The organism is Halohasta litorea (assembly GCF_024494645.1).
In the GTDB taxonomy this organism is placed as follows: domain Archaea; phylum Halobacteriota; class Halobacteria; order Halobacteriales; family Haloferacaceae; genus Halohasta; species Halohasta litorea.
Genome location: NZ_JANHDJ010000014.1, coordinates 1 through 25,491, shown reverse-complemented (window position 1 = coordinate 25,491; position 25,491 = coordinate 1). Strand labels below are relative to the sequence as shown.

Here is a 25,491-nt window from a genome sequence, read left to right as displayed (position 1 = left end):
GTTATCCGAGTTCGATACCGAGATCGTTGAGCCGCGTGATCACGGGTTCGTAGTTGTCCATTGTCGTCTCTCGGAGCGTGCTAAACGGCAGATCGTCCTCGTTGTAATCCTCGGGAAGGTACTCTTCGATGAGCTCTCTGTCGGAGTCGATCAGGGTTTGGCGGATCTCCTCTTTCATCGGCGAGTCCCACGACTGGCGGGCGTAGATCGGCTGTTTCGGAATCGGGAACGACCACCAGAACGGTCGAAGCGTCTCGGATTCGCTGCCACGGTTGCCAACGAACGAATCTTGGTTTGCTACCTCTTCTGGTAGTTCCTGGTCTTGAGCGAGGTAGGCCATCCCGTTGCCAGTCCACGTACAGCAGGCGTCGGCGTCGTCGTTGATCACCTTCTGGACGGCGTCCTCGTGGTTCGACCACGTCCCGTCGAAGTCGACTGGTGGGCCGTCAGGTGCGTCGCCCACGTCAAGACCAGCCTCCTTGAGTGCATAGACGGCGAAGATCGAACCACTCGTTGAGAGGCGGTCGGCGAAGGCGACCGATCGGCCTTCGAGATCGGTCCGTTCGTCGATATCTGACTCGGGTTTCGTCAGCATCATCGAGAAGTAGAAGGCCGTCCCGCCAGTGACAGCCGTTCCAAACAGATCCATCATGTCGGGGTCCGAAATGAGCGTCACGTCGTCCATCCCGATCTCGGCCTGTTCGCTCCGCAGGGCCGGTCTGACAGCCGAGTAGTCCTGTGGGACCTTCATTTCGAGATCGAGGCCGTCGATCTCGCCTTCGAGCAGATCGTGGACCGGCTGATACTGCGGCCGAACGTCCGACGGTGTGTCGGGCGTCAGTAGCATCGTGATCGTTTCACTACTATCTGCGTTGCCCAAGACGCTGCTACAGCCAGCCATCCCGGTAAGTCCGGCTGCGCCGAGCGCGCCGGCGGCGAACCGGCGGCGACTCAGAGCTCGCTTCTCGGTACTCGTGGTCGTCGTCGGTACGTCAGAGGCGTCGACCTCACTGGTAGGTGCCATCACCTGAGTCGAACTAACGGGATAGAATAACCCTTGGCTGCGTAGAGTCCGGAAGGAACCACGACGCCACGCTGGTTTTCAGCCACAGTCGACCATTGCGTAACTGAGTCTGTACTAGTCCGGACGCTCGTATCTCGGTGGGTGTTCGATCAGGTCCTCACAGGGAGGAATAGAGAGTACCCAGCGAACCCTTATTCGGGTGTTTAGAGATTCCCTACTTGATTGTATGACGGATGCCCATAACCGCTCGGACCGGTTCGAGCTCATCGCGGCCTGTGATGAGTCCGTACTCGCCCGGTTCGCCAACGAAATTCTCGAATCCGACCCACCACTGACGATCCGACAGGAGCCCAAACCGACGCTTCTCATGCAGCAGGTCCGCGAACCGGTCGAGCGTCGACCGTTCAATCTCGGTGAGGTCGTTGTCACACCCGCCGAGGTCAGTCTCGACGGCGAACGCGGGTTCGCCATGCGCCCCGGCAAGGCCGAACGAGAAGCGCTGTCGGGAGCCATCGTCGACGCGGCGGTCGCTGGCGGTCACAATCGCACGGCCGCGATGGTCGACGAACTCGAAGCCGCCGGTGAACAACGAGCCGCCAGCCGGGACCGCGAGTGGGCCGAGAGCCGCCACACCGCCGTCGAGTTCGAAACGATGGAGGACGAGCTGTGAGATCCCTCGGACTCGATCCCGTCGCCGACACACGGGCTACTTTCCGGGCGCTCTGTGACGCGATGAGTCGGCCCGGCACGATTCAAGCGGTTCCAACGGACCCGGCCGATCACGCCGTCGTCGCCACGCTGGTCGACCATGAGGTGTCGCTGTCCACAGCCGACACCGAGCTTCGGGAAAAACTGGCGAGTCACGGTCGGCTCGACGACGCCGAGCCGGAGACGGCCGATATCGTCCACACCCACGGCGTGCCTACATGGAACGTCGCCGACCTCACTCGTGGGACACTCGTCGAACCCAGCGAGGGCGCGACGGTAATCTACCGGGTCGACGGCCTGTCTGCGGACGCTGATGCTGACCTCGATTTGACGACGATCACCCTCTCGGGACCGGGGATCCCCGACACCCGATCGGTGGCTGTTGGACTCCCGACCGAGGAACTCGATGCGATCACCGCGACCCAGTCGACGTATCCTCGCGGCGTCGAGGCGATCTTCACGGCCGGTGATCGGCTCCTCGCAGTGCCCCGCTCAGTGTCGATGGAGGTGGCCTGATGGGGTACGTTGCGGTCAAAGCTGGCGAGGAGATTATCGAACGTGCTGCGGACCTGTTCGAAAAACAGCGACTCGACGGCGAGGACGAGACGCTATCGGTCGACCAGATCGAGGGCCAGCTCGACCGCCTGACCGCCCAAGCGATGAGCGAGGCCGGGCTGTACGCCCCGCGACTCGCCGCGCTTGCGGTGAAACAGGCACAAGGCGATACAGTCGAAGCTGCGTTTCTGCTGCGGGCCTACCGGTCGACGCTAGAACGCTGGGACGAAACGGTTACCGCCGATCCTTCTGAGATGTTCGCTACACGACGCGTCTCACCCGCGTATAAAGACGTGCCGGGCGGCCAGATCCTCGGCCCAACCAAGGACTACACCCAGCGACTCCTGGATTTCAACCTCGAAACCGACCACGAAGACGACGAGCCGGACGATCCGACCGCCGACTGGGAGGTCGACGAGACAGAGCCAGAACAGCTCACAAACGTGATGGAGGTACTCCGCGAGGAGGGCCTCGTTCACGAACCCGAACACGAATTCGACGGCGAGCCAGCCGACACCACCCGCGAGTCGGTGACCCATCCGGTCGACCGCGACGAAGTTCTTCAAGAGCTTGCCCGCGGCGAGACGGGGGCAGTGACCGCGCTGGGTTACTCCGCGCTCCGGGGCTATGGCCAAGTACACCCGACGCTCGCCGAGGTTCGGGTCGGCAAGCTCCCCGTGAAGATCGAACACCCATACACGGACGAAGAGGTTCGAGTGACCGATATCGAACTCAGCGAGAGCGAGGCGGTGGTGCCGGTGTACGCCAAGCGCGAGGATCCACAGTTCGCCTTCGGCTACGGACTGACCTTCGGTCGCAACGAACGCAAGGCCATCGCTATGACGATTCTCGACGCTTCGATCCAACTCGACAGCGAGTCCGAGCCCGCCGAGAACCCCGAGTTCGTCCTTGATGTGGTCGACGGGATGGATTCGTTCGGCTTCATTGAACACCTCAAACTGCCCCACTACGTCACGTTTCAGTCGATTCTCGACCGAATTCGTGGAATTCGACACCGGGCAGGCGTGGGGTCCGCAGCGGGCGTCGACGACGAGGCCAAGAACGGAGATGAAGCCGAGAACACCGAGCGTGACGACAGCGAGCAGACCCCGATGGAAATCAACAACGATGACTGAAACAGAGCCACCAACCACAGGCCAAACTGTATCGACCGACTCCGTCGACGCTGTCCTCGACAGCCTCGACGGAGACGACGGGCTCGACGGCTACAACTACGCCTATCTCGACGAACACACCAAACGCGAGGTCCGGCGCTCAATATTGAAGGCCATCGCCATCCCCGGCCATCAGGTGCCGTATGCTTCCCGACCGATGCCGCTGGCCCGCGGCTGGGGGACCGGCGGCATTCAGGCCTCGCTGTCGATTCTCGGTCCCGACGACACGTTCAAAGTCATCGACCAGGGGTCAGACGAATCAGTCAACGCGGCCAACATCCGTCGACTGGCCAGCGACACCGCCGATGTCGAGACGACGACCGATACGACTGACGCCGACGTGATCCAGACACGCCACCGGATTCCCGAGGAGGTGCTGACCGACGACCAGATCCTCGTGTTGCAGGTGCCGATCACAGATGCACTCCGAAAGGTCGACTCCTCGGATGCAGCCAACCGGCGTCGACACGCCCACAAAAACTACGGCAAGATGTGGGTTCATCTCTACGAGAATGTCGTCGAGTTCGGCGAGATCAATATTGCCGCACGCTACCCGACGATGGTCGGTGGCCGCTATCTCATGGACCCCTCGCCGATCCCCCGGTGGGACGTCCCCAAACTCGATGACGCCGACAACCTGTTCGTCTTCGCCGCCGGACGCGAGGCCCGAATCTACGCCGTTCCACCCCATACGAGCGTCGAGCCGTTGGCCTTCGAGGATCGGACATTCCAGGTCGAACGCTTCCCCGACCAGTCCTGTCAGGCCTGCGGGTCGACCGATACCTATCTCACTGAAATCGAAACCGACGATCGGGACCGACAGTACGTCTGCAACGATACCTCGTTTTGTCTCAAACGACAGGACAGCGAGGAACTACCGAAGGATTATCACCTCGATCGTGAGGGAGTCGACTGGGGGCCGGGGACGCCGGATGACGAGAAGTCGGCCACGCCTGAGGCGACAGTCGACAGCCATGGCGGTGATGCTGAATGAGCCTCTTGGAGGCCGAGGGACTGACGAAGGTCTACGGCGAGGGCTGTGCGGTCTGTCTGGACCGTACAGGCGACCGTGCCGGAACCAACCAGTGTCCGATCTGCGGGAGCGTCGTTGCCTGTGCGGATGTCGACCTTTCGGTGGAAGCCGGGGAAGTCCTCGGCATCGTCGGTGAATCCGGCTCCGGCAAGTCGAGCGTCGCCGAACTGCTTGCGCTCGACGATGACGAGGGCCACGCCGACGGCGCGGTTCGCTATGCGAATCACGAGGGGAACCTCCTGGATGTCGACTATCAGACGCGCCACGAGCTGCAGAACGGCGAGATCAGCCTCGTCCACCAGCACATCCGGGATGGGCTCGAACTCGACTTTTCCGGCGGCGGCAACGTCGCAGAGAAACTGCTGTCGGCGGGCTGGCGCAACTACGAGGAGATCCGCGAGCGTGTCGGTTCGCTGTTCGAGGCGACCGAGATTCCGGTTGACCGGATGGACGACGCCACCGACACCTACTCCGGTGGGATGCAGCGGCGTGTCCAGATCGCCCGTGCGCTGGCAAACGACCCAAACGTGATCATCCTCGACGAGCCGACGACTGGCCTCGACGTGAGCGTCCAAGCGCGAGTCCTGGATATGTTCCGCCGCGTCCAGCGCGAGGAAGACGTCGCCGCAGTCGTCGTCTCCCACGACCTCGGGGTGATTCGACTGCTGGCCGACCGTACGCTCGTGATGCGCCACGGACGGGTTATCGAGTCGGGGCTCACTGACCGCGTGATGGAGGATCCCCACCACGCCTACACACAAACACTCATCAATTCGGTGATTTAAATGACCGTTCTTACAATCGAAAACCTACGGAAGACGTTCGATATGCACATCCTCGGCGATACGCAGGTCGTCGGGTTGGATGATGTCTCGTTCACCGTCGACGACGGCGAGTTTCTGGCCATCGTCGGTGAGTCTGGCAGCGGCAAATCCTCACTGCTGAAATGTATCTACCGGGCCTACGAGCCTAGCGCTGGCCGTGTGGTCTACCACGGTGCGGAGGGAGATGTCGATCTCGTATCGTGTGACGACCGCGAGATGATTCAGCTACGGGAGAGCGCCATCGGCTATACCTCACAGTTCCTCGACGAGATCCCGCGTGTGCCCGCGGTCGACGTGGTTGCACGGCCGCTCCGCGAGGGCGGGCTCTCGACCGCCGATGCCCGCGAGCGAAGCCAAGAGCTACTCTCCCGACTCAAACTTCCCGAGGAGCTATGGGAGGCGTATCCGGCGACGTTCAGCGGCGGCGAGCGACAGCGGGTCAACCTCGCCCAGGCCATCGCTCCACAGCCCGATCTGCTTCTTCTCGACGAGCCGACGAGTGCTCTCGACCCCGAAACGCGACAGGCAGCTATCGACCTCCTACGGGAGTATCTCGGCGATGGAACAACCGTCGTCGGCGTCTTCCACAACACCGATGTCGTTGAAGTCATCGCCGACCGCGTGGCTGTTCTGGATGAGGCACGGCTCCAGCGGATCGTTCCAGTCGAGGAGTACGAAGGGGTGGTCGTCGCATGAGTAGTCAGCGCGGGGAACAGATCCAGGAGTCGACGTGGCTTATCGAGAACGCTCGGATCGTCACCCCCGAGGCCGTCATCGAGGGTGCGATCCGGATCGAGGGTAACCGTATCGTCGGTATCGGTGACCCTGAAGACCTCCCTGCCACCAATGGAGTCGAGGGACAGCGGGCCGAGACCCTCGACGCAAAGGGTCGGCTCGTGCTTCCCGGACTCGTCGACCTCCACGGCGACGATATCGAATCACACCTTCACCCACGGTCGGGTGCACAGATGGATACCCACATGGCACTGGCGTCGTCTGACCGCGAGAACCTCGCTGCCGGGATCACTACCAAGTTTCACGCCATCTCTTTTGAGGTCGACCCCGACGAGAATCGCTCACCCGAATTGGGTGCGGAGATCACCGAGGCAGTTGATCGTGCCGACGACCTGATGGCCGATCACCGGATTCACGCCCGGTGTGAGGTGACCCAACAGCGGTGTGTCGACGCCGTTACCGAAATCGTCGCGGCAGGCAACGCCGATCTCGTCTCGGTGATGAGCCATATCCCTGGCAAGGGTCAGTTCCGCGACCGGGAGGCGTTCCTCGAATACTACCGGGATTCACAGAACCACTCGGTCGCAGAGGCAGAACAGATCATCAAAGAGCGAGGAAGCCTCGAACTCGACACGATCCGCGAGCGCATCGATCGCGTCGTCGAGACTGCCCACGACCACGGGATTCCGACTGCCTCTCACGACGACGAGGAAGTCGAAGAGGTCGAACGGCTTGCGGACGTGGGCGTCGACATCAGCGAGTATCCAATAACTCTGGACACCGCCGAGCGAGCCAACGAGTTGGGGATGACCGTCACGATGGGCGCACCCAATCTCGTCCGCGGCGAGAGCCAGTGGGGGAACCTCCGGACGGCAGACGCCATCGACGCGGGTGTCGTCGACGCGCTGGTGGCCGACTATCACCCGATCTCGCTTTTGGCCACACCGTTCGTCGAGACTGGCGACTCGCTTCCCGAGCGTGTGGCTCGCGTGACGAAGGACCCGGCCGACGCTGTCGGCCTCTCCGACCGAGGGCGCATCGCTGAGGGTGCGCGGGCCGATCTCGTGATCGTCGACGAAGAGCCGACACCGACAGTGACACGGGCGTTCGTCGCAGGGAAGCCGGTCTACCGCGCGGAGGGAACGCCATGAGTCGGCTCGGGGCGGCGATGGATGTCCGGTTCAACACGCCCGTCGAGACGTTCCTAGAGACGCTGACCGATCTCGGACTAAACCACCTCGAACTCAAACAGGAGTATTTGGAGGGGTATCCGGAGACACCCACGCCCAGCGAACTCGGAGAGCTGACCGACCAGTATAACGTCTCGCTGACCTACCATGCCCCGTTCCGTGACTGGAACATGGGGAGTTTCAACGACGACGTGCGAGAGGCGAGCGTCGACCTAGTCAAACGGACGCTCGACGATGCTTCGAACGCCGGGGCCGGAGCAGTCGTCCTTCACGGTGGTTCAGTTCCATATCGGTATCCCGATTGGGTCCAAACAAAGGCTGCCGCAAACGCGCGCCAGTCGCTCATCGAGTGTGCCACCTACGCCGAAGCAGTCGAGGTTCCGATCTGTGTCGAAAACCAGCCGACAAGCGAGTCGAAGCGCCGGCATACCACTACACCAACAGACCTCGCTGACTTCCTCGCTGATGTTCCGGTCGACAAGGAGTTCCTCAAAGTGACCCTAGACGTGGGCCATGCGAAGGTTAGTGGCCATGAATGGGAAGACTTCGTTTCGGCCTTCGGCGACCGTATCGGTGTCTGCCACCTCCACACCAATGATGGTACCGGCGATCAGCACGAGCCACTCGAAGCCTACAAAGAAGTTGTCGAGACTGTCCCGGCTGACTACTTTGTCTTCGAGATGTTATCAGTCGACGATGTTGTGCGGTGTGTTGAAGGTGTCAATCTAAGCGTTTAAGAAAGGAATTGTTACTCCGTACTACTACCCATGACGGTCAGTCGGTCGTCGTCGGTTCTGTTGACTAAACCATCGGCTACGTTTTCGACAGCCCACAAACGTTCTTTGCGGGCCTCAGTGCCAGATCTATCAAATAGGTCCAGACACGCTCCTTTTCGTGGCACGCTCGCCGGGAGGTCGCTTAGGTGTTCTGGCATGGCAGATGGTCTTTATTACTCACCGGTGTGGGTGATTCCATTTCAGATATAGAATGCCAACAAATACTAAAACAAGACCGACACGAACCTCATTGGCTTCTGCCTCACTGATGTGACTATAACTAAATATTGAATTCGCAGGGCCCACTCTCAGATCGTACCCGCCGAATGACCGATGCCTACAGTACTGGTATCGAAATTACAGCACAACTGCGGACCGGAAACCTGCTCGTATCAAGTATCACCAAGAGTTCGATTCGGACTGAACTACTCCATGACGGGTATCCCAAGTGGCACCCTGCTCCATATTCGTTTCTCGGAATAGTCCGACCCCTCATCTACCGGGAGATAACGGGCGACAGTTGGCCCGATAGCAGGAACTCGCTGAGCCACTGGGTTTAGATCACATTCCAGATGAATCCGTGCTGTCTCGGACGTGGCGCAAACGCTTCGACGACGGCGTCCGCGAGTTCGTTCAGACCGCTGCTCACTTCGTCGTCAAAGAGGCCCACGACCGTGATTTCTCGACTCCTGGTGTTCGACCGAAATCAGAGGTTGTCGACGAAGAGAACCATTCTATCGAGGATAACGAGGCAGCCGTCAGAACCGGCGCGTAGTCCATCTCACCGTCAATACCGGCTTTCAGCAAAAAGTCGGTGAGCCGCCAGATATTGTACAATAGCACGGCAAACACGAAATAGAACAGCCGTATACGGTAGTCTTTCGAGGAGGTCTTCACTAAGAAATCACCTTTGATTGATTTGTACTCGTTTTCGATCTGCCATCGGCGACTATACCGGTGGCAGAATGCTTCGGCCTCATCTGGTCCTACTTGCATATTTGTCGCAAATACCGCCATTCCTTCGCCTTTCGTCGACGGCACGTATAGGAACCGCATCGGATTCGATCCCGTCTCGACGTGGACGGAGGCCGACTCAACCGCGACCTCTTGATCGTCCTCCTCCAGATGATCGAGAACGTTCTGTTCAGAATTGGTAATCCGTTTCGGGATGAGGTAGTTCACACCGGGATTTGACAACGTCTGGAACACTCGCATAGAATCGAACTCCCGGTCGCACAGGACAGTCTCGATGGAGACGTGCTTCTTAGCACGTCGTACCAACCGACGAACAACACGATAGACTTGATTAGGTGCGTTATCGTCCCAAGCTGAACTTTCCTGAACTGGTTCGACAGCCAGTACGAGTGGAATATTCAGCCCGACAATCGACAGGGTGGCGAATTTGAACGCTCGGTTCTCCTGATCAAGCCCACTAACCATCGGCATCCCGTCGACATCGCCGTAGTATGGCACGGTCGTGATGTCGATTGCAGCTGTGACTGGTCGACGGAACGAAGCTTCAGATTTGATCACCGAGTGTTGATTGCAGGAATGACAACTGGTATCGAAATTGGAAGACGAGTGCTCCTTGTACTGGTAGATATTGGACTTGCAGATATCGTAGTGAGTGTGTTGTATATTGTCCTTCTCGCGGCCGTTGGTGTGTTCGTCATCCAAGATGGTCGACATCCCGCGATCGAGAATGAGAGCACAATTGTGAACCAGTCAACGGTCACATCCTATCTCGAACAAGTATCCATCCCGCCGATGCTGTCGTTCGATACTGGTGTTGAAATCTCTGTATGGATCATACTCTTGATCGCAGTGGTAGTTGGAAGCCTCTCGGGATTCCTTGGTGTCGGTGGCGGGTTCTTGATGGTGCCCGCACTCATGTATGGCCTTACGATGCCGGGAGCTGTCGCTGTCGGAACAGATATTTTTCAGATCACAATTTCCAGTGCGTATGGGTCATTCGTATACGGACAACGGGGAGCGATTCACTTCGCGATGTTACTTCCCTTGCTCGTCGGTAGCACGGTCGGAACCCGCATCGGTGCTGGACTCACAGATTATCTCGACGACGCTGAACTCAAAACAGCCTTCGGCGTCATGTTACTCATTGGGAGTGTTTCGGTGGCAAGTAAAACTGTGAGTCACACGTATGGCATTGAACTGCTACATAATCTCAGTTTGATGCTTCTTCTAGGAGGAACGCTAGTGATGAGCGCGATAATCGTTATCCTCGGGTTTGAAAATATACGCGAAGAGCAGTTGCTCGCAAAACAATAGCGTTCATGTACACCTTTTTGAACGAGGATAATCCACTCGTTGGCGACCTCTGCTTATTTATTGAGCACTTCTCACTGAACAGTTACCCAAGATCACCATACACACGTCCGCTGATTCCACCTTCCAATTGGCAAGCAGAACTATACTCTCACAGCAGAAAATGGAACCTCATGACTTCAACTGATACGCTTCTCAAACTCCTGCTCATTGTTGTCATCGCAGTTGTCGTCCTTCCTCTCATCATGATGCTAGTCATGATGCCTGCAATGGGAATGTGGGGTGGCGGATATATGTGGAATGGCGGCATGGTCGACGGCACAGGAGCGACTTGGATGTGGAGTCTTATGTGGCTCGTTCCACTGATAATCGTTGTTGGACTCGGTTATCTCCTCTATAGGGTGCTCCGTAGCTCCGAAGAAGGTGAATCGGATCCGGCTCTCGGGGAGTTACGCGCCGCCTACGCTCGCGGCGATCTGAGCGACGACGAATACGAACGCCGGCGAGAACGACTCGAAAACGAACCGTAGTACTCTGACCATACTAACGACAGTAGCCACTGAGGTGAACAGTCCTGTTGGTATCGAAGACGCCGATATCGCGTGATGATACAGACGATTTTGAATCAGGACTTCGCGAAAAAACGTGAGCTCCTATGTCGAAATACTATCTGATTGAAATAGTCGTTTGGTGGAATTGTAGTTGATTCAATACGACCGCATCAGTCTGCAACTTGAGCGTCAGTGGGTGATGCTACTCCTGGAAGCTCGGGAATCGATAGATCCACTCGCCGGAGCAGTTGGGCGTTGATGGCGACGATGACCGTACTCAGCGACATCAGTAGTGCGCCAACAGCAGGCGACAGCAGAATTCCTATCGGAGCCAATACGCCCGCTGCAAGTGGGATCGCAAAGACGTTGTATCCGGCCGCCCAAACAATGTTCTCTTTCATTTTCCGGTAGCTCGCCTTGCTGAGCTTGACGAGCCGAACCACATCCATCGGGTTGTTCTGCACGAGAATGACATCGGCTGACTGGACTGCAACGTCGGTTCCGCTTCCGATAGCGATTCCGACGTCGGCTCGCGTCAGCGCTGGTGCGTCGTTTACCCCATCGCCAACCATCCCCACGAGCTTGTTCTGATTTTGGAGTTCCTGTACCTTCTCGTCTTTATCTTCGGGGAGGACTTCCGCGAACACTGTATCGATGCCCAGTTCATCGGCAACGGCGTTGGCAACATCTTGGGAGTCGCCAGTCAACATCGCCACCTCAATGCCAAGGTCGTGCAGGGCGTCGACGACGCGGTAACTCTCTTCGCGAATTACGTCAGCCATCGCGAAGGCGGCAATCAGCTCTCTTTCTCGAACAAGATACACTACTGTATGGGCGTTCTGGCCGGCTTCGTCAGCAAATCGCTGGAGATGGGCGGGGACCTCACTGTCGAGTTGGGTCAGCAGGTTCGGCCCGCCGACGTACACCTCGTTCCCGTTGACGTTCGCGCGGACGCCCCTGCCTTTGATCGCCTCAAAGTCCGCTGCATCAGGAGCAGTAAGGTCTCGCTCTTCTGCAGCCTCGCGGATGGCCCGTGCAATCATGTGCTCTGAATCGCTCTCAACGGCCGCTGCCAACGCGAGTGCGTTGTCTTCGGTGACGCCGTCGACGGTCGCCATGTCGACGACGCCGTGCTCGCCTTCGGTGAGCGTCCCTGTCTTGTCGAAGATGATCGCATCCAAGTTCCGTGCCTCTTCCATGGCGATCCGGTCATGGATGAGCATCCCGTTGCGAGCCGCGAGTGACGTGTTGATCGCGACGACCAGTGGAATCGCGAGCCCGAGTGCATGCGGGCAGGCAATGACGAGAACTGTGACGACGCGCTCGATGACTGTGGCATTGAACGACACCGCAACCGTCCACGCAATCGCAGTCAGACCAGCAGCTGCGACAGCAACGTAGAACAGCCAGCCAGCTGCGCGGTCAGCCAGCACCTGCGTCTGAGACTTGCTCTGCTGGGCTTCGTCGACCAGGCGCATTATCCCAGCAAGTGTCGTCTCTTCACCAGTTGCACCAATCCGAATCCGAAGGCTTCCGTCACCGTTGATTGTCCCGCCAATAACCTTATCTTCCGGCTCTTTCGAGACCGGTTTCGACTCGCCGGTAATCATCGACTCATTGACGTCCGAATCGCCCTTCTCAACGACACCGTCAGCAGGAACGCTTGCGCCCGGTCGAACAAGAACAAGGTCCCCTTCGGAGAGTTCACTGACAGGGACTTCTTCAGTATCACCCTCCTCGGTGATGCGTTCGGCAGTGTCGGGCATCAGTTTTGCCAGTTCATCGAGTGCGCTTGAAGCCCGCCGCACCGACCGCATCTCGATCCAGTGGCCCAGCAACATGATGTCGATCAGCGTGACGAGTTCCCAGAAGAACGCCGATTGTGCAGGGAAGATGACTGTGGCGAGGCTGTAGACAAACGCGACGCTGATCGCCATCGAGATGAGGGTCATCATCCCCGGCGACCGGTCTTTTAGCTCCGGCACTGCCATCTGGAGGAACGGAATCCCACCATATCCGAAGACGATCACTGCAAAGACAGGGTTGATCCACTCGCTGCCAGGGAACGCTGGGACAGAGAACCCGAGCCACTCCTGAAGTGTCTCGCTGTAGAGGAGGACAGGAATTGAGAGAACCATCGAAACGAAGAATCGGCGGCGGAACATCTGTTCGTGTCCTTCATGCATACCGCCGTGATCTCCGTGGCCGTCTCCTCCATTTCCGTGATCCATCTGGTGCTCGGAGTGTTCATTCAGTTCCTGTTCGGCCTTGTCTGTATCTTCGGCTTCTCCCTCAAGCAGAGCCTGCTCAGTCCGAGAGTCCCTCTCATCGGAGCCAGCATTACGTTCTGGATTATGGTCGTGTTGGGTACCGTCATCGGGTGGTTGAACCGACGACTTCTCAGTGTCTTTTGAGTGATCGTGGTCATCCATTGATTGGCCTCTTAGGCAGTAGTTCGACCTGGAGGGTGTTGGGTGTGTGGGCAGTTTGGATCCCGTTGAGCGGACTATCTTTATAGGCTATGTCGGAATACAAAACCGACAGTTCGCCATTACTCATTATCTTGGGAGGCCCATACTCGTTCGTCGGATTCAACAGGACCGAGCAGTGTTCGTTGTGCTCGTCTCACACCTGACGATGGCCGCTAGCGATTGGTTGGTTGCTACTCGCTGACTTCGGTTTTCACGACGGTCGCTGGCCTGATAGTCAATCGGAGGACGCGGTCAGTAACACTGCCGAGTAGAGCGCGATATTCGTCCGGTCGGCGTTTGGTACCGAGTACGAGCAAATCCATGTCGTGGGTATCGGCGTACGCAACGATGGTCTCGGCGGGTTGACCATGTTGCATTGCTGTCTCGATGTCGACGCTTGACTCCGGAGCTCGGAAAGCGTTTCTTCGCCGTGTTCTTCGAGACCGTGTTCGGGGCCTTCGGCTTCGTCGACGTACTCGTCACCGCTGTAGGCCGTCACGACATCCTCGTCGACGACGTAGAGCACATGGAGGACAGCGTCGTGCATAGCCGCCAAGTCGAATGCGTGCGCTTCAGATCAATCAGACGCGAGTGTGCCATCTGTCGAAAGCAGAATTCGGTCGTACATTCACTATAATTTCAAAGACGGGTACAATAATACTAGGTTGGAGGTTGAGACTACAGGAGAGTTAACAGGGCTATGATGCGTGATTTCGACCGAATCCGCGACCAGAAACTGCTTCAGATCGACTCTCAATCGCCCCTTCCTGGCGTATTATCAACTATATCGGGGGCTTTCTGAGATTACCGTCAGCGTTGCCACTCAGAAAATCGGCACTAGTCTAGACTGAGCGGCTATCTACCCGATTCCGGTCTCCTTCTTCAGTAGCGTCAACGTGTTATCAGCCGTCACAATCGGCGCGTGTTCGTACTCACCCATCAACTCGACTTGGACCAGCAGATCGACCGCTCGCCAGATCGAGTACAACAGACAGGCGAACGCGAAGTAGAAGAATCGGAGACCGAAGTCTTTCGATGTCGTGGCGGCCAGGAAGCGTTTGATCGACTTGTAGCCGCTCTCAATCTCCCACCGATACCCGTACTCGGAGAGGTGGCCACTCCCCCGATTCGTCATGAACACTGAGTACTGCCGGTGGTTGTCGTACTCAGCGTTCTCCTTGCGCCGATAGACCAGCGTCGTTGAGTGCCATTCGTTTTCGCCGAGATGCAACTTTCGATCAGTCTCGTAGCGGTCCTTTCCCCATTTGAGGAGACGTTTCGCCTGTGCTTTCTCGCTGGTCTGCATTCGCTTCGGAACCACATAGGAAAGCCCACGCTGGCTCAGCATCTCCAGGATGTGCTGGCTGTCGAACTCCCGATCCATTAGCACGTTATCGACGTGAACAGCTGCCTCAGCCGAGTCCAAGAGATCTTCGACGATATCCTTACGTGTATCCCCTTTCCGTACCGGCCGCGCATCCAAGACAATCGGGACAACATTCCCAATCAGCTGTACTGTCGCTTACTGGTAGGCGTACTCATGGGTTTCCTCCTTCGTCCCGATGATTTCGTCTTCGTTCCCGGTCCGATCTCCGGTGAACGGATCGGACTCGGTAATATCGATCGCGACAATCCCAGCTCGGAAGAACTCTTCCGTTTCTGCTACCCGGTCTAGGAGGCGACTGACCGCCTGTCGATACATCTCGCGAATCTCCGGTATTGAGAGGTCGCGTACATGCTCACGATGAGCATAACCGAGTGGTGTCCGCTCCGGATTGGATTCGTGGATGAAGCTGCGAGCGCCCTCGTTGGCAGCCAGGTTCTCGCGAAGCCCGAGATGCGTCTGGAGATCCCAGTAGGCGTTTTCGTGGATCTCACAGCCCTCGCCACGGTCCAAGTGAGACGCTGGGAAAGCAACACGGCTCACCTGCTCAGTGACTGTCCCTACTTCCTCTAACACAGTCTGGTCATCAGAGTTTGATGCCTCACTCTCGTCACTGCGCCTGCGGATATTCTGTTCTGGTACTCGTGGAACTGCAACCCCGGCGTTCTGCGCTTTGATAAGCAGTGTTCGAGCGGCTGTATCGACTGTGTCGCGGAGGTCAGTAGTGAAGCGGTGGTGCCAGCTGCGCCACAGTGTTGATTGGTCCGGTACTGTCCCCAAACCGAGTTGATTGCAGAGATCTGGGTGTTGCGAGAGGTACTCGACGAGGGTCTCGTGGACCCAGCCGTGGCATTATTTCAGCAGGAACAGGCGAAACAGCGACTGCATCTCATAGCTCGTCGAACCTCCATAGCAATCGTAGGCTTCAAACTGGACGTATGCAAGCGGCAGTGAATGGATGAACGGTTCAATTGCCTCGTATTCGTTGTGATTGAACCACGCTTCTGCGACGACGCGGATGTCTGATTCCAGTGCGGGAAGTGAGGAGCGATCGAACAGTGATGAGGACTCATACGCGGGCCAGTCAACGTACGGCTGCTGGGCAATCTGTCGAAAGACGGCTTGGCACGAGTCACGTGACAGGACCACTCTATGATAGTGGTGACGACACGCTCAAGAATCCGTCTAACTAATCCGTGAATATGAGTAATATGGGAAATCCTCTTGAATGAATAGGTGTCAACAATGACTTCTCTGACGTGCACCGACAAGAGGTTACTCACAGTTTGTTTGCAGATATACTGTGTTCTCTGACGCGTACAGCAGCCCACGTCCAACCGGGATACATCCTCCATCGGGTGTCTCAGACGTGGTCCACTGTTCGCTGCCATCCTCAACGTGCAGACTCACGAGGCCGTCGCGCGTCGGCACGACAACCGACTGACCAACGACTAACGGTGACCCTGTAATATCGAGATCCTGCTCCCAGTGGATATCACCATTTTCTATGGCAAGCGCATATACTGTTGCCTTGTCCCACTGAAGATGCGGCTACGTCCGACTGCCGGCGCGAATAAGTCGCTATCGTACATCACCTTCCCCCACTGTCTTTCTCCACTTGCAGCATCGAACGCCACGAGTTCATAGCGATCGTAGCTCGCAAGGACAACATCTTCAACGCGAACCATTGGTTCGGGAATATTTGGGCCTGGAATTTCCCACTGTGACTCGCCAGTCTCACGATCCAGCGCGTAAATTCCTTGGGCAGCAGAGCCATCTGCGGCGATGTACACGTAGTTGTTGTCAACAGCTGGCGATGCAGGGATACGTGCACGCTGATGATCGTCGCCGAGTACGGGCGTGGCAGCGATTGAATCGGCGAGGGCTGGTGGCCCTGTCGGCGTCCGATCAAGTTCGTGCGTCGTGTCGGAGCTACCATCGTCGATATTGAGTGTAGTCAAGTTACCATTGTGGTCACCAGAGGTATGGCCAACGACGACGGCTGTCGAAGCTGTGGCAGCAAGACCAGTAATCTCGATACCATCTTCAAACGCTGTCGTCCAATAGTTACCACCTGCTGTGAGTGTCGGTTGATCGGGGACAGCGTTGGTATTTTGCGGCATGCCGCGTGCCTATGACCAACGGGCAACGCCAGGGCTTGTCAGTGTACAGGAGGACGTCTGGAAACCGGCAGTTATCGAAAGGGCTGTCGCGGCTGATACCGCAAGATATTGGCGGCGAGAGAGGGAAGACATCTCGTAACAATCAGAGAGGCTGTCATAGGGGTTTTTCGATACGTGTGTAAGGCGGTCTGCTTCAGCAATCCTTACTATGTTGTGGCAACTGAGACTTCACAAACCAACTCGATGACGAGCTATATGCATTGAGACAACCGGCCTCAACTCCTGCTGTGTCTCTTTCAAAAGCCGAGGGAGGTGTTTTGATTTGAATCCTTGCTGGCTCAGACTGCTTCCACAACCCAAGTTAACCCCCACCTCAGACTATTGCCTAGGTTGCAACAACAGGTCACCGTTCTTAAGGCGAGTCAGGGTTCTCCTCCACCAGTAACTAACCTGTCGGGCAGTGAGGGTCCCAACTAGCATAGTGATTACTGTAAGCCCGGCATCGAAGCCGGGTGAGTTATCAGCTGTCGTGGCTGGTTCGTCAGGCGTGTCAGTTGTGTTTGAATCAGTTGACGACGCTGGCTGCTGGTCTGCGACCGAGACCGCGCCAATGATAAACGTCGACAGTCTCGGAGAGATCGCCTCAAACGTGTACTGCGAGTCGGTCTCCTTGACGACAGTCGTTGGCAGCCGGTTCCACTGAGTCGTCTCACCACGGTAGAGCGCAACCGATTCAGGGTCGAGTCCCGAGTCATCGAGCCGCGACTTTCGGAGGTTCACGCTGAACGTTACGTCCTGGATGTTCTCGTCGGCAACGGTGTGGTCGACGATGATCGTTCCCATCGACTGCTCGCCGTCGCTATCGGTCGTATCGTCGGCAAGTGAGATCTCGACTGGCTCGTCGGTCGAGGGGTCCGAGATGTCGACGGTTCACGTACCGGCTGTCCCACTGTCTCCGGCAGTGAGGCGAACTGCCGGATCATCGCTGGGTGCTGAGGACGTAGACGAACTCTTGTCGGTGTCCCGACCGGACGAAAGACCGGTGATGCTGATTGAGCGGCGTTCGGTCGCCATGTTACCGGCTGTTCGTTCAGATATACACGAACATATCTACGATTACTCGGTGTATAACGGTCTCACTAGACAATCTTCCAGTAGATGTGACAAGTAACAGATACTGTTCTCAACCTGCCTGAGGCGCAGCCGAAGCGGGTCGCTGTAGACGAAACCACTATCAAAATTAATGGCGAGCGGTCTTGGCTGTATAGTACAATATACCTTGGTGCCAAATTGACTCTGAGTGTTGATTTGTTTGGAACTCACGGCACTGATCTATCTGCTGCGTTTCTACATAGATTCTCCGAGAAACACGATCTCTCCGGAGCCGTGTTTCTCGTTGATACCTCTGACTTTCAGACTCTCTTTCGATTGATTATGGCTCAGTAGTCGGCGTGAGTATACCGACCGAAACCTTATCAAAAATGTTTTTACACACCCAAAATGAGGATCGACTGCTGCCATAATTCGTGAGTGGACAGTCAGGCAATCGCTCGCCGATTGTATTTGAAATTTACACAATATTATAACCGCTAGCGACCGCATCAATCGCTAGTTGATCGAATGCCAACTGAGGTGAGACTAACTAGACCGTACCACCAGTTTTCTATAATTTCACATATGTTTTAAATTTATTTCTGCTTACATCGACGGCCATTGTTGATAGTTCTTACCGAGGGCAGCCAGCTGATGCATATCGTCTTACCACTCGACCGTTGCTTCAAGGGCGTCGACCGAGACGTACTTGTCTACCTAATGGGCCGTCTCGCTGCCGACTGCAGACTCGATGGCCGGAATCCCGGCCGCCCGGATTTTCTTGACATCACTGCCGCCGGTCGCACACTGACGGAACACACACCGGCCACCGATTTCTTGACCGACGGCAGCGGCACCTCGACGAACGCTCGGATCGGTATAGGTACCTTCCCGGATCGAGACGTCCGGTTTAGTATTAGAAGCCCCACCGGATGCCAGACATCGTTGCAACGATAGCGATCATGAGGACGAGTTCAACTAGACTCAGCATACCATATTTCTTATTCAGGGAGGCGAGGCGCTCGTGGTCAGTCTCGTCGGCAGCAATTTCGTCGAACATCCCGGCTGTGAATTTGTGGAGTGGGCCAAACCCAAGCACGAGTAGAGCGACGGCGAGGACAAGCGAAGCCCACAATGACGATGTCGGGGCTGCCCACAACCCCATCATATCGGCAAGGCCGATGCCAGAGCCAATTGCACCAACCGAGACCGGTTCCATCAACAGGTTCATCCGCGGAACGAACCCTTCGGCGAACTCGGCGTTGGCTTCATCGGAGAGGTTCCCCATGACTGGGCCGAGCACGACAGCTCCCAGCACGGCAGTCCCGAACCAGAACGCACCAAGGATGAGGTGGACGGTAAACATGACCCGGAGATCATTCGAAAGATAGCCCAAGATAGGAAATACTAGGGGGACTACGACAGCACCGATTACAAACAGTCGAGAGACAGAATCAGCCATCAAGCGGTATCGCTCACGCATGTTCGCCGGTCGATGTGTATTGGTAAGTGACATATAGTTTCCCTCTTCATAGCAGGAAAACCAAAGCATCCACAAAAAAGTGGGCAAGCCGGCATAATATTGCAGGCACTTTCGAGTGGTGAACAAGATAGCGTCCTACAGTGCTTCCGAACTAAGAGATCGACAGCCAGATCGAATATTACTGTGAATGATATAACACAATTATTTTAATGTATGGGGAGGATGTACTATGTATGTTGCATAGTAGAATGGTGAGATAATGCCTCCACACCAACTTCCCGTTTCTTCCAATGACTTTTTTCAGACGCTCGTTGAAAATGCAGCGGAAGGTATGCTTACAATCGATGAAAATAGTGACATCGTCTACGCTAACCCAGCTATCGAAGATATTCTAGGATATACACCAGACGAGCTTATCGGGAGCTCTAAAATGAAGATAATTCCAGAGCGTCTCGAACCAGTACATGCTGCAGCACTTAAGTCATATGTAGAAACAGGAAATCGGAACATCAACTGGAATGGGATGGAATTACCTGCCCTCCATAAAGACGGGCACGAAGTACCGACACTCATTAGCCTCCGTGAACACAAACATGACGATAAACAGTATTTCACAGGAATTATTCGAGACATCTCGGAGAGGCGAGAACGAGAAAAACAGCTCCAAAAACAAAGAGATCGTCTAAACGAATTCGCAGACATTCTTGCACATGATATCCGTAATCCACTTTCGGTCGCACAAGGATATACTAAAATAGCTCAACAAGAACAAAATATGCCAGAACTAGAGAAAGTTTCAAATTCTCTATCCCGAATCGACGAACTCATCGATGACATTCTCATACTTTCAAAGGAAGGTCAGTTTATTGGAGAAACTGAATTGGTCAATATCAACAATAGTGTCCGAGAATCATGGAATCGAGTCGAGACACATCAAGCTACGCTACAGATTGAAGGGGATTTAGGAGATATTGAGGCGGATGAAAGTAGATTTTGTCAAATTCTAGAGAACCTTATCCGCAACGCAATTGAACATGCTGGAAAAGATGTTACAGTTCGTATTGGAAAAATATCCAATAAGGATGGAATATATATCTCAGATGATGGTTCTGGAATTTCGGATTCAGGTCTTTCTAAAATATTCGAACATGGTTATTCGACAAATCAGAAAGGGACTGGTTATGGGCTTTCAATTGTGAATCAAATCGTCGAAGGGCACGGATGGGATATATCAGTAACAGAAAGTAACGAAGGCGGAGCACGATTTGAAATATTGTTCTAATTTCGGTTGGATGCACCGGTAATGTTCAGATAAGCTGATTCTTCTCATTCCACAAAATCAAACTGGATGCGGTCGAGACTATTTCTGAGGCGTTCGTTTTCGGGCATAGATTACTTTGAAAACGTAACGCCTCATCCTTCAATCCTTATCTGAACACTGCCAAGCCGAGTAGGTGAAGGAAAATCACCCTCTAACTCACGTCATTAGTCCGTGCAAACTCGACGAACGCGAACTCTTGGAACGGGAGCAACAGAAACTCTCGTGGAAGCAATACAGATCGAACAACAACGAGGAACAACGGCGTCGGGTCGCGGAGTATCACGCCGATCCCCGACGGAAACGCCGCGACTTCTTGCATATACTTCCGAACTACTATGCGAGAGGGTACGATCTCGTAGCGGTTGAAGACATGAACGTGAAAAGAATAATCAAATTGGCGTCGAACAGTCGCAACACCGCGCACTGCTGCGTGGCGGATGTTTCTCTCGTTACTCGAATCCAAATGTAAGCGGGAGGGGACGACTAAAGAATGGGTGTCCAGTGGTGTCTTGACGGAGAAATCGTTGTAGGTTCGTGAACATTCCTATCCTACCAGAGGGTTTGATGCGGACTGGGACACGAACGCAGTGTGAAACATTCTTTCTCGCGACATCGAAGATGTAGGAGTGGGATGCTCCAAACAAACGCCGTGGAGACTGCGCTCTCTACGGGAACCACCACGTTTCCTACAAAGAATGTCATCGAACCAGGAAGCTCTACTTCAAGGAACCGCATCAGCGGTGAGTGAGTAGTGTAATTCACAGGAATAACCAGACATAATACACTTACTGAACTGTTTCAGAAACAGTAACCGAAAATAGCTAAAAATAGATGTAACAGTTCAGCTTTGCATGGGATCAGTTAATTCGAATACTACCCTTTTGGAACCTCATAGATTCATAACTGGGGTTCATCTGTGCACATGTACTTATCGAGTGTTTCAGCGATTCTCTTGGCGAAGTCATCATCATTGATATCGGTCTCCATCTCAATCAATTCGACTCCGTCGTCGATGGTTTCCCGAAGCGCGTCGAACAGTGCCTCGTCGGCATCAGGATCGTAGAAGTCCTCGCCTTCTACATCGAGCATCGAGACCCCCTCGAGCGGAAGGGCAAGTGCGGTCGGTCCATTTGCGGTGTTGAGCTTCTCGCCGATAATTTCGCCGAGTTTAGTATTTTCTTCCGGAGTCGTCCGCATGAGCGTTACCTGTGGGTTGTGGATATGGAATGTCCGCCCCTCAAACTCTTCAGGGACCGAGTCATGCGGCCCGAAGTTAACCATATCGAGTGCGCCCGTCGAAACAACCTGAGGGATGCCTTCCTCAGCAGCTGCATCGAGTCGATCCGGCCCAGCATTGAGATCACCACCAACGAGCTCGTCAGCCCACTCAGTCAGCGTTAGATCCAGGACACCGTCGATGACCCCCTCGCGGATGAGGTTCTCCATCGCCCGGCCGCCGGTCCCGGTCGCATGAAAGACGATGGTTTCGTAGCCACGGTCTTCAAGATACGCCCGTGCAGTTTTGGCACACGGTGTCGTCACGCCGAACATCGTGATCCCGATGGTCGGCTTCTCCTCGACCTCGACGTTCGGCTCGTTTTCGACCATGCCGACCATAGCGAGGGAAGCATTAGAGATCACCTGTCGAGAGAGCTGGTTAAGCCCCTCGATGTCGGCGACCGAGTACATCATCATTACATCCTTGATTCCGACGTAGGGTTGGACGTCGCCAGAGGCTACCGTCGACACCATCAGTTTTGGGACGCCGACTGGAAGCCTTCCCATTGCAGTCGTCGCGATCGAGGTGTTCCCCGAACCGCCAAGTCCTAACACACCCTTGAGACTTCCTTTCTCATACATACGTTCGGTGATTTCGGCGGCCCCCTTACCCATTGCTTCCATCGCCTCGCCACGATCAGCCTCCTCTCGGAGGTGTTCGAGCGATGTCCCGGCGGCCTCAGCGACCTCATCGGCCGAGGTCTCTGGTTCGAATCCTGGTTCACCGAGAACACCCGTGTCGATGACATGTGTGTCAATACCCTGAGACTGAATTACGTCTCGTGCAAATCCAATCTCATCATGTTTCGTATCCAACGTGCCGATGATGACAACGGTCATCAGAACTCGATCTCCTTGAACTCGCGGGCCTGCTCCTGGATCGCCTCCTCGGTCGGGAGGCGTTCGATACTTGAAGCCCCGAAGAAGCCGACGACGCCCTCGGTGTTGTTGAGCACGTACTCGGCGTCATCGGGCCACGCGATCGGGCCGCCGTGGCAGATGACCATGACGTCCTCGTTGACGTCCTTGGCGGCATCGTGGTGGGCCTGGACACGCTCGGCAGCCGTCTCGAGGTCGAGGGCCGTCTCCGCGCCGATGTCGCCGGAGGTGGTCAGCCCCATGTGGGAGACGATCACGTCGGCTCCGGCCTCGGTCATTGCGCGGGCCTGCTCCTCGGTGAAGACGTAGGGACAGGTGAGCATGCCCTGATCAGCGGCCTCGCGGATCATCTCGACTTCCTTGTCGTAGCCCATTCCGGTCTCTTCGAGGTTCTGGCGGTAGCTGCTGTCCTCGTCGATCAGGCCGACAGTTGGGAAGTTCTGAACGCCCGAGAACCCTTGACGGCGCAGGTCCTCGATAAACACGTCCATCTGCCGAAAGGGATCGGTGCCGTTGACCCCTGCCAGCACGGGCGTGTCCTCGACGACCGGCAGCACCTGCCTGCCCATGTCGACGACGATCTCGTTGGCGTCACCATACGGCAGTATGCCTGCCAGCGAGCCACGACCGTTCATCCGATACCGCCCGGAGTTGTAGATGATCAGAAGATCGACGCCGCCGCGCTCGGCGAACTTCGCCGACATTCCTGTACCTGCTCCCGCGCCGATGATCGGTTCTCCTGCTGCAGCCAGTTCTTTGAGCCTGCTAGTAGACTCTTCTCGTGTAAACTGCACAGTTATCGGTAATGGTATTGGAATATGAAGGTAACGATCATTGCAATAGTTAGTGAGGATTTATGTAATAAGGTAGGATCCAATTAGGGGTGTAAAACAGTGAATAGCAAACTATGAGACAGACCACATACTACTGTTAGTAATATTACAACAGGTAACGATTTCAAATTGATCAGATATATCTGCTATTTCATTCTCGATAGCCATTTTTGATGGAAAACAGGAATCAGGACAGCCAAAACCGACAGGTGATCATGCTGCCGGTTGCCCGTACTCACATAGAGAACGGGAAAGGAGTGTGGTAACGTTAGTGTGGGTTGTTAGAGGCCAAAGGTAGGCCAAAAGGTCGATGAAAAGACACCGGTAGCAACCAGCACGGTTGCAAGGAGACCCGACGCAACAATTGCAGCTGCTGGTGGATCAACGTGTGTCTTTCCGTGAGCGTAGAAGATCCGCTCAGCGACCTCTCCGATTACGGTCCCGAAGACACCAAACATGAGCGCAACAAGCATGACGATTGTTACACTGTATCCCGAGGCATCAGCACTTACTGCACCGACTGCACCAGGCAGGGTAGCGTGATGGGTGACTGGGAAATTATCGATGCCAACGTTGAGTATGATGAGACTCGCTGCACTGATACCGAAGACTAGTGCAACACTCCCGGTCGCAACGTAAGTGAATCCACCGACCAATCCGCCAATGGCACCAATCATAGCGACACCATCCCATTTGTACTGCCATGGCAGCCAGATTCCTGGAGCGTCCTCCTCGCCCCGTTCAAACGGCCCCATATCGAAGACGTTGTTCCCGTAGACCTCGCCGATGATACTGTAGCCAAAGACGACACGGTGAACGAGTGCAGAGACGAACACCATCAAAGCAATGTTATCCGTCCCGAACTGTACTGAATTGAGGAGTTCAGTCCCGGCAAAACCAAAGAGACCAAAGATTCCTCCAACAAGCAGTACGTCAGTATGATGTGTGCCGAGTGGTGAGAGAATATCTTTCCCATCGTCCAGATAGCCTTGTTTAGCCGCATATGCGGCAGCAGCAGCACCGCCGGCGAATGAGACATGTGGCCCAAAGAGCGGTCCAAAGCCGAGGAGGTTCGTTATGTTTCCGTCAGCTCCAGCAAGGGCCGCAGCCTCACCAGCGATGATAATGAAGCCCGTAAAGATGAACGCTGGAAGCCCACCGATAGCTGCACCGAAAGCACCTCCAGCAAAGGCGGCAAACCAGAATGACGGATCCATCAGGGCTTCAGTAACCATCGGTTTCTCCTGTTCTCGGTAGCCGAGTAGTTGATGGCTCCATTTGAGTAACGATACAGTTCGTTTGGTGTTTCATACGATTTCTTACTATCATGTTTTTGATTTGTGTATTTGTGTACATTTATGTCTCTAATCCTCGGTAACCCAATTGTTTCCAATCCAGCTACCGACTGGATGACACTATCCAGACTTCCCTCAGATATGTTTGACCGTCTTTATATCTGATTGAAGTCGATGTTTTGTGTTCTTACTTTTTTGTGGTGATGTATTTCAGCATCACGTACTGGATCCATCCATATCATCACTTTGTGACGGTATGTACTCTTCTCCATCAGAAACCACTCCTGCGATTCGGTTTCTGAAGCAATTGGAGTATTGTAGAAGACCATGATAAATATTTCCTATACGTCGAGGGTGTCATAGAACGAGTAACACACCAAAGAGCAGGGTGAACGCTGAGGTGGAATGAGTTCAGCGACCCTGCAAGATGATCCTTCGGTAGAGTCGTTCTTCAATGTCGTGGAGACCGAGACGC

Annotated in this window: 21 protein-coding genes and 5 pseudogenes; 14 read left to right on the top strand and 12 right to left on the bottom strand. The window is 55.4% G+C overall.

Going from position 1 to position 25,491, the window contains the following annotated elements:
• Nucleotide 1: 1 nt before the first annotated feature.
• Nucleotides 2-1,024: a PhnD/SsuA/transferrin family substrate-binding protein gene (locus NO877_RS18805; RefSeq protein ID WP_256397836.1), complete on the bottom strand. Its 1,023-nt coding sequence runs from the start codon at nucleotides 1,022-1,024 to the stop codon at nucleotides 2-4.
• Between the two features lie 226 nt (nucleotides 1,025-1,250).
• Between NO877_RS18805 and phnG the strand changes: the two genes are divergently transcribed.
• Genes phnG through NO877_RS18765 form a run of 8 tightly spaced genes read left to right on the top strand, consistent with a single transcriptional unit; the run spans nucleotide 1,251 to nucleotide 7,981 of the window.
• Entirely contained in the window at nucleotides 1,251-1,694 is a 444-nt protein-coding gene (gene phnG, locus NO877_RS18800) for a phosphonate C-P lyase system protein PhnG (RefSeq protein WP_256397835.1), read from the top strand.
• Nucleotides 1,691-2,248 carry a phosphonate C-P lyase system protein PhnH gene (gene phnH / locus NO877_RS18795; RefSeq protein ID WP_256397834.1) on the top strand — a complete coding sequence of 186 codons (558 nt, stop codon included), beginning with the start codon at nucleotides 1,691-1,693 and terminating at the stop codon, nucleotides 2,246-2,248. Before phnG ends, phnH begins: the two co-directional genes overlap by 4 nt.
• Nucleotides 2,248-3,423 carry a carbon-phosphorus lyase complex subunit PhnI gene (locus tag NO877_RS18790; protein ID WP_256397833.1) on the top strand — a complete coding sequence of 392 codons (1,176 nt, stop codon included), beginning with the start codon at nucleotides 2,248-2,250 and terminating at the stop codon, nucleotides 3,421-3,423. Before phnH ends, NO877_RS18790 begins: the two co-directional genes overlap by 1 nt.
• Nucleotides 3,416-4,456, top strand: coding sequence for an alpha-D-ribose 1-methylphosphonate 5-phosphate C-P-lyase PhnJ (locus NO877_RS18785; RefSeq protein ID WP_256397832.1), 1,041 nt, complete (start codon nucleotides 3,416-3,418; stop codon nucleotides 4,454-4,456). The genes NO877_RS18790 and NO877_RS18785 overlap by 8 nt, the downstream gene beginning before the upstream one ends.
• The gene (locus NO877_RS18780) at nucleotides 4,453-5,280 is read left to right on the top strand and encodes an ATP-binding cassette domain-containing protein (RefSeq protein ID WP_256397831.1); all 828 of its coding nucleotides are present in this window, start codon (nucleotides 4,453-4,455) and stop codon (nucleotides 5,278-5,280) included. Before NO877_RS18785 ends, NO877_RS18780 begins: the two co-directional genes overlap by 4 nt.
• Nucleotides 5,281-6,015, top strand: coding sequence for a phosphonate C-P lyase system protein PhnL (locus NO877_RS18775; RefSeq protein WP_256397830.1), 735 nt, complete (start codon nucleotides 5,281-5,283; stop codon nucleotides 6,013-6,015).
• Nucleotides 6,012-7,205 (top strand): alpha-D-ribose 1-methylphosphonate 5-triphosphate diphosphatase, encoded by a 1,194-nt coding sequence (locus tag NO877_RS18770; protein ID WP_256397829.1) that lies wholly within the window; start codon nucleotides 6,012-6,014, stop codon nucleotides 7,203-7,205. The genes NO877_RS18775 and NO877_RS18770 overlap by 4 nt, the downstream gene beginning before the upstream one ends.
• Nucleotides 7,202-7,981: a sugar phosphate isomerase/epimerase family protein gene (locus NO877_RS18765; protein ID WP_256397828.1), complete on the top strand. Its 780-nt coding sequence runs from the start codon at nucleotides 7,202-7,204 to the stop codon at nucleotides 7,979-7,981. The genes NO877_RS18770 and NO877_RS18765 overlap by 4 nt, the downstream gene beginning before the upstream one ends.
• Before the next feature lie 792 nt (nucleotides 7,982-8,773).
• On the opposite strand, the pseudogene NO877_RS18760 reads toward NO877_RS18765, so the two are convergent.
• Nucleotides 8,774-9,556: pseudogene (locus tag NO877_RS18760) on the bottom strand (transposase); the annotation flags it as partial.
• Between the two features lie 15 nt (nucleotides 9,557-9,571).
• On the opposite strand from NO877_RS18760, the gene NO877_RS18755 reads away from it, so the two are divergent.
• Nucleotides 9,572-10,309 (top strand): sulfite exporter TauE/SafE family protein, encoded by a 738-nt coding sequence (locus NO877_RS18755; protein WP_256397827.1) that lies wholly within the window; start codon nucleotides 9,572-9,574, stop codon nucleotides 10,307-10,309.
• Nucleotides 10,310-10,479: 170 nt separating this feature from the next.
• The gene (locus tag NO877_RS18750) at nucleotides 10,480-10,836 is read left to right on the top strand and encodes an SHOCT domain-containing protein (RefSeq protein ID WP_256397826.1); all 357 of its coding nucleotides are present in this window, start codon (nucleotides 10,480-10,482) and stop codon (nucleotides 10,834-10,836) included.
• A 191-nt stretch (nucleotides 10,837-11,027) separates the two neighbouring features.
• Here NO877_RS18750 and NO877_RS18745 read toward each other — a convergent pair whose 3' ends face one another.
• A complete protein-coding gene (locus NO877_RS18745) occupies nucleotides 11,028-13,043 on the bottom strand; it encodes a copper-translocating P-type ATPase (protein WP_256397825.1) in 2,016 nt (671 codons plus the stop codon).
• On the opposite strand from NO877_RS18745, the gene NO877_RS18740 reads away from it, so the two are divergent.
• On the top strand, nucleotides 13,038-13,271 hold the full coding sequence (locus NO877_RS18740) for a hypothetical protein (protein WP_256397824.1): 234 nt from the start codon (nucleotides 13,038-13,040) through the stop codon (nucleotides 13,269-13,271). The genes NO877_RS18745 and NO877_RS18740 overlap by 6 nt on opposite strands.
• A 248-nt stretch (nucleotides 13,272-13,519) precedes the next feature.
• Here the strand turns inward: NO877_RS18740 and NO877_RS18735 are convergent.
• The 5 genes and pseudogenes from NO877_RS18735 to NO877_RS18715 form a co-directional block, all read right to left on the bottom strand.
• Nucleotides 13,520-13,956, bottom strand: a pseudogene (locus NO877_RS18735) (universal stress protein).
• 231 nt (nucleotides 13,957-14,187) lie between these two features.
• A pseudogene (locus NO877_RS18730) lies at nucleotides 14,188-15,861 on the bottom strand (transposase).
• A 126-nt stretch (nucleotides 15,862-15,987) separates the two neighbouring features.
• Entirely contained in the window at nucleotides 15,988-16,206 is a 219-nt protein-coding gene (locus NO877_RS18725) for a PQQ-like beta-propeller repeat protein (RefSeq protein ID WP_256397844.1), read from the bottom strand.
• Between the two features lie 11 nt (nucleotides 16,207-16,217).
• Complete coding sequence (locus NO877_RS18720; protein WP_256397823.1) at nucleotides 16,218-16,835, bottom strand: outer membrane protein assembly factor BamB family protein; 618 nt, start codon at nucleotides 16,833-16,835, stop codon at nucleotides 16,218-16,220.
• A gap of 378 nt (nucleotides 16,836-17,213) precedes the next feature.
• Nucleotides 17,214-17,678, bottom strand: a complete 465-nt coding sequence (locus NO877_RS18715; protein WP_256397822.1) for a PGF-pre-PGF domain-containing protein — start codon at nucleotides 17,676-17,678, stop codon at nucleotides 17,214-17,216.
• 228 nt (nucleotides 17,679-17,906) lie between these two features.
• Between NO877_RS18715 and NO877_RS18710 the strand changes: the two are divergent.
• Nucleotides 17,907-18,428 (top strand): annotated as a pseudogene (locus tag NO877_RS18710) (transposase domain-containing protein); the annotation flags it as partial.
• Nucleotides 18,429-18,843: 415 nt separating this feature from the next.
• On the opposite strand, the gene NO877_RS18705 reads toward NO877_RS18710, so the two are convergent.
• On the bottom strand, nucleotides 18,844-19,389 hold the full coding sequence (locus NO877_RS18705; RefSeq protein ID WP_256397821.1) for a hypothetical protein: 546 nt from the start codon (nucleotides 19,387-19,389) through the stop codon (nucleotides 18,844-18,846).
• A 280-nt stretch (nucleotides 19,390-19,669) separates the two neighbouring features.
• Between NO877_RS18705 and NO877_RS18700 the strand changes: the two genes are divergently transcribed.
• Nucleotides 19,670-20,692 carry a two-component system sensor histidine kinase NtrB gene (locus NO877_RS18700; protein ID WP_256397820.1) on the top strand — a complete coding sequence of 341 codons (1,023 nt, stop codon included), beginning with the start codon at nucleotides 19,670-19,672 and terminating at the stop codon, nucleotides 20,690-20,692.
• Nucleotides 20,693-20,912: 220 nt separating this feature from the next.
• Nucleotides 20,913-21,479 (top strand): annotated as a pseudogene (locus NO877_RS18695) (transposase); the annotation flags it as partial.
• A gap of 149 nt (nucleotides 21,480-21,628) precedes the next feature.
• On the opposite strand, the gene NO877_RS18690 reads toward NO877_RS18695, so the two are convergent.
• From NO877_RS18690 to NO877_RS18680, 3 genes are all read right to left on the bottom strand, one after another.
• Nucleotides 21,629-22,849, bottom strand: a complete 1,221-nt coding sequence (locus NO877_RS18690) for a Tm-1-like ATP-binding domain-containing protein (protein ID WP_256397819.1) — start codon at nucleotides 22,847-22,849, stop codon at nucleotides 21,629-21,631.
• Nucleotides 22,849-23,682, bottom strand: coding sequence for a phosphoenolpyruvate hydrolase family protein (locus tag NO877_RS18685; protein WP_256397818.1), 834 nt, complete (start codon nucleotides 23,680-23,682; stop codon nucleotides 22,849-22,851). The genes NO877_RS18690 and NO877_RS18685 overlap by 1 nt, the downstream gene beginning before the upstream one ends.
• A 320-nt stretch (nucleotides 23,683-24,002) precedes the next feature.
• Nucleotides 24,003-24,956, bottom strand: coding sequence for a DUF7973 family transport facilitator (locus NO877_RS18680; protein WP_256397817.1), 954 nt, complete (start codon nucleotides 24,954-24,956; stop codon nucleotides 24,003-24,005).
• Nucleotides 24,957-25,491: the final 535 nt, after the last annotated feature.

Excerpts from the sequence above, each read along its gene's own strand:
- NO877_RS18805 (WP_256397836.1), bottom strand. The coding sequence starts at position 1,024 with ATGGCACCTACCAGTGAGGTCGACGCCTCTGACGTACCGACGACGACC.
- phnG (WP_256397835.1), top strand. The coding sequence starts at position 1,251 with ATGACGGATGCCCATAACCGCTCGGACCGGTTCGAGCTCATCGCGGCC.
- NO877_RS18790 (WP_256397833.1), top strand. The coding sequence starts at position 2,248 with ATGGGGTACGTTGCGGTCAAAGCTGGCGAGGAGATTATCGAACGTGCT.
- NO877_RS18785 (WP_256397832.1), top strand. The coding sequence starts at position 3,416 with ATGACTGAAACAGAGCCACCAACCACAGGCCAAACTGTATCGACCGAC.
- NO877_RS18780 (WP_256397831.1), top strand. The coding sequence starts at position 4,453 with ATGAGCCTCTTGGAGGCCGAGGGACTGACGAAGGTCTACGGCGAGGGC.
- NO877_RS18775 (WP_256397830.1), top strand. The coding sequence starts at position 5,281 with ATGACCGTTCTTACAATCGAAAACCTACGGAAGACGTTCGATATGCAC.
- NO877_RS18770 (WP_256397829.1), top strand. The coding sequence starts at position 6,012 with ATGAGTAGTCAGCGCGGGGAACAGATCCAGGAGTCGACGTGGCTTATC.
- NO877_RS18765 (WP_256397828.1), top strand. The coding sequence starts at position 7,202 with ATGAGTCGGCTCGGGGCGGCGATGGATGTCCGGTTCAACACGCCCGTC.
- NO877_RS18755 (WP_256397827.1), top strand. The coding sequence starts at position 9,572 with ATGACAACTGGTATCGAAATTGGAAGACGAGTGCTCCTTGTACTGGTA.
- NO877_RS18750 (WP_256397826.1), top strand. The coding sequence starts at position 10,480 with ATGACTTCAACTGATACGCTTCTCAAACTCCTGCTCATTGTTGTCATC.
- NO877_RS18740 (WP_256397824.1), top strand. The coding sequence starts at position 13,038 with ATGCATACCGCCGTGATCTCCGTGGCCGTCTCCTCCATTTCCGTGATC.
- NO877_RS18745 (WP_256397825.1), bottom strand. The coding sequence starts at position 13,043 with ATGCATGAAGGACACGAACAGATGTTCCGCCGCCGATTCTTCGTTTCG.
- NO877_RS18720 (WP_256397823.1), bottom strand. The coding sequence starts at position 16,835 with ATGCCGCAAAATACCAACGCTGTCCCCGATCAACCGACACTCACAGCA.
- NO877_RS18715 (WP_256397822.1), bottom strand. The coding sequence starts at position 17,678 with ATGGGAACGATCATCGTCGACCACACCGTTGCCGACGAGAACATCCAG.
- NO877_RS18705 (WP_256397821.1), bottom strand. The coding sequence starts at position 19,389 with ATGGCTGATTCTGTCTCTCGACTGTTTGTAATCGGTGCTGTCGTAGTC.
- NO877_RS18700 (WP_256397820.1), top strand. The coding sequence starts at position 19,670 with ATGCCTCCACACCAACTTCCCGTTTCTTCCAATGACTTTTTTCAGACG.
- NO877_RS18690 (WP_256397819.1), bottom strand. The coding sequence starts at position 22,849 with ATGACCGTTGTCATCATCGGCACGTTGGATACGAAACATGATGAGATT.
- NO877_RS18680 (WP_256397817.1), bottom strand. The coding sequence starts at position 24,956 with ATGGTTACTGAAGCCCTGATGGATCCGTCATTCTGGTTTGCCGCCTTT.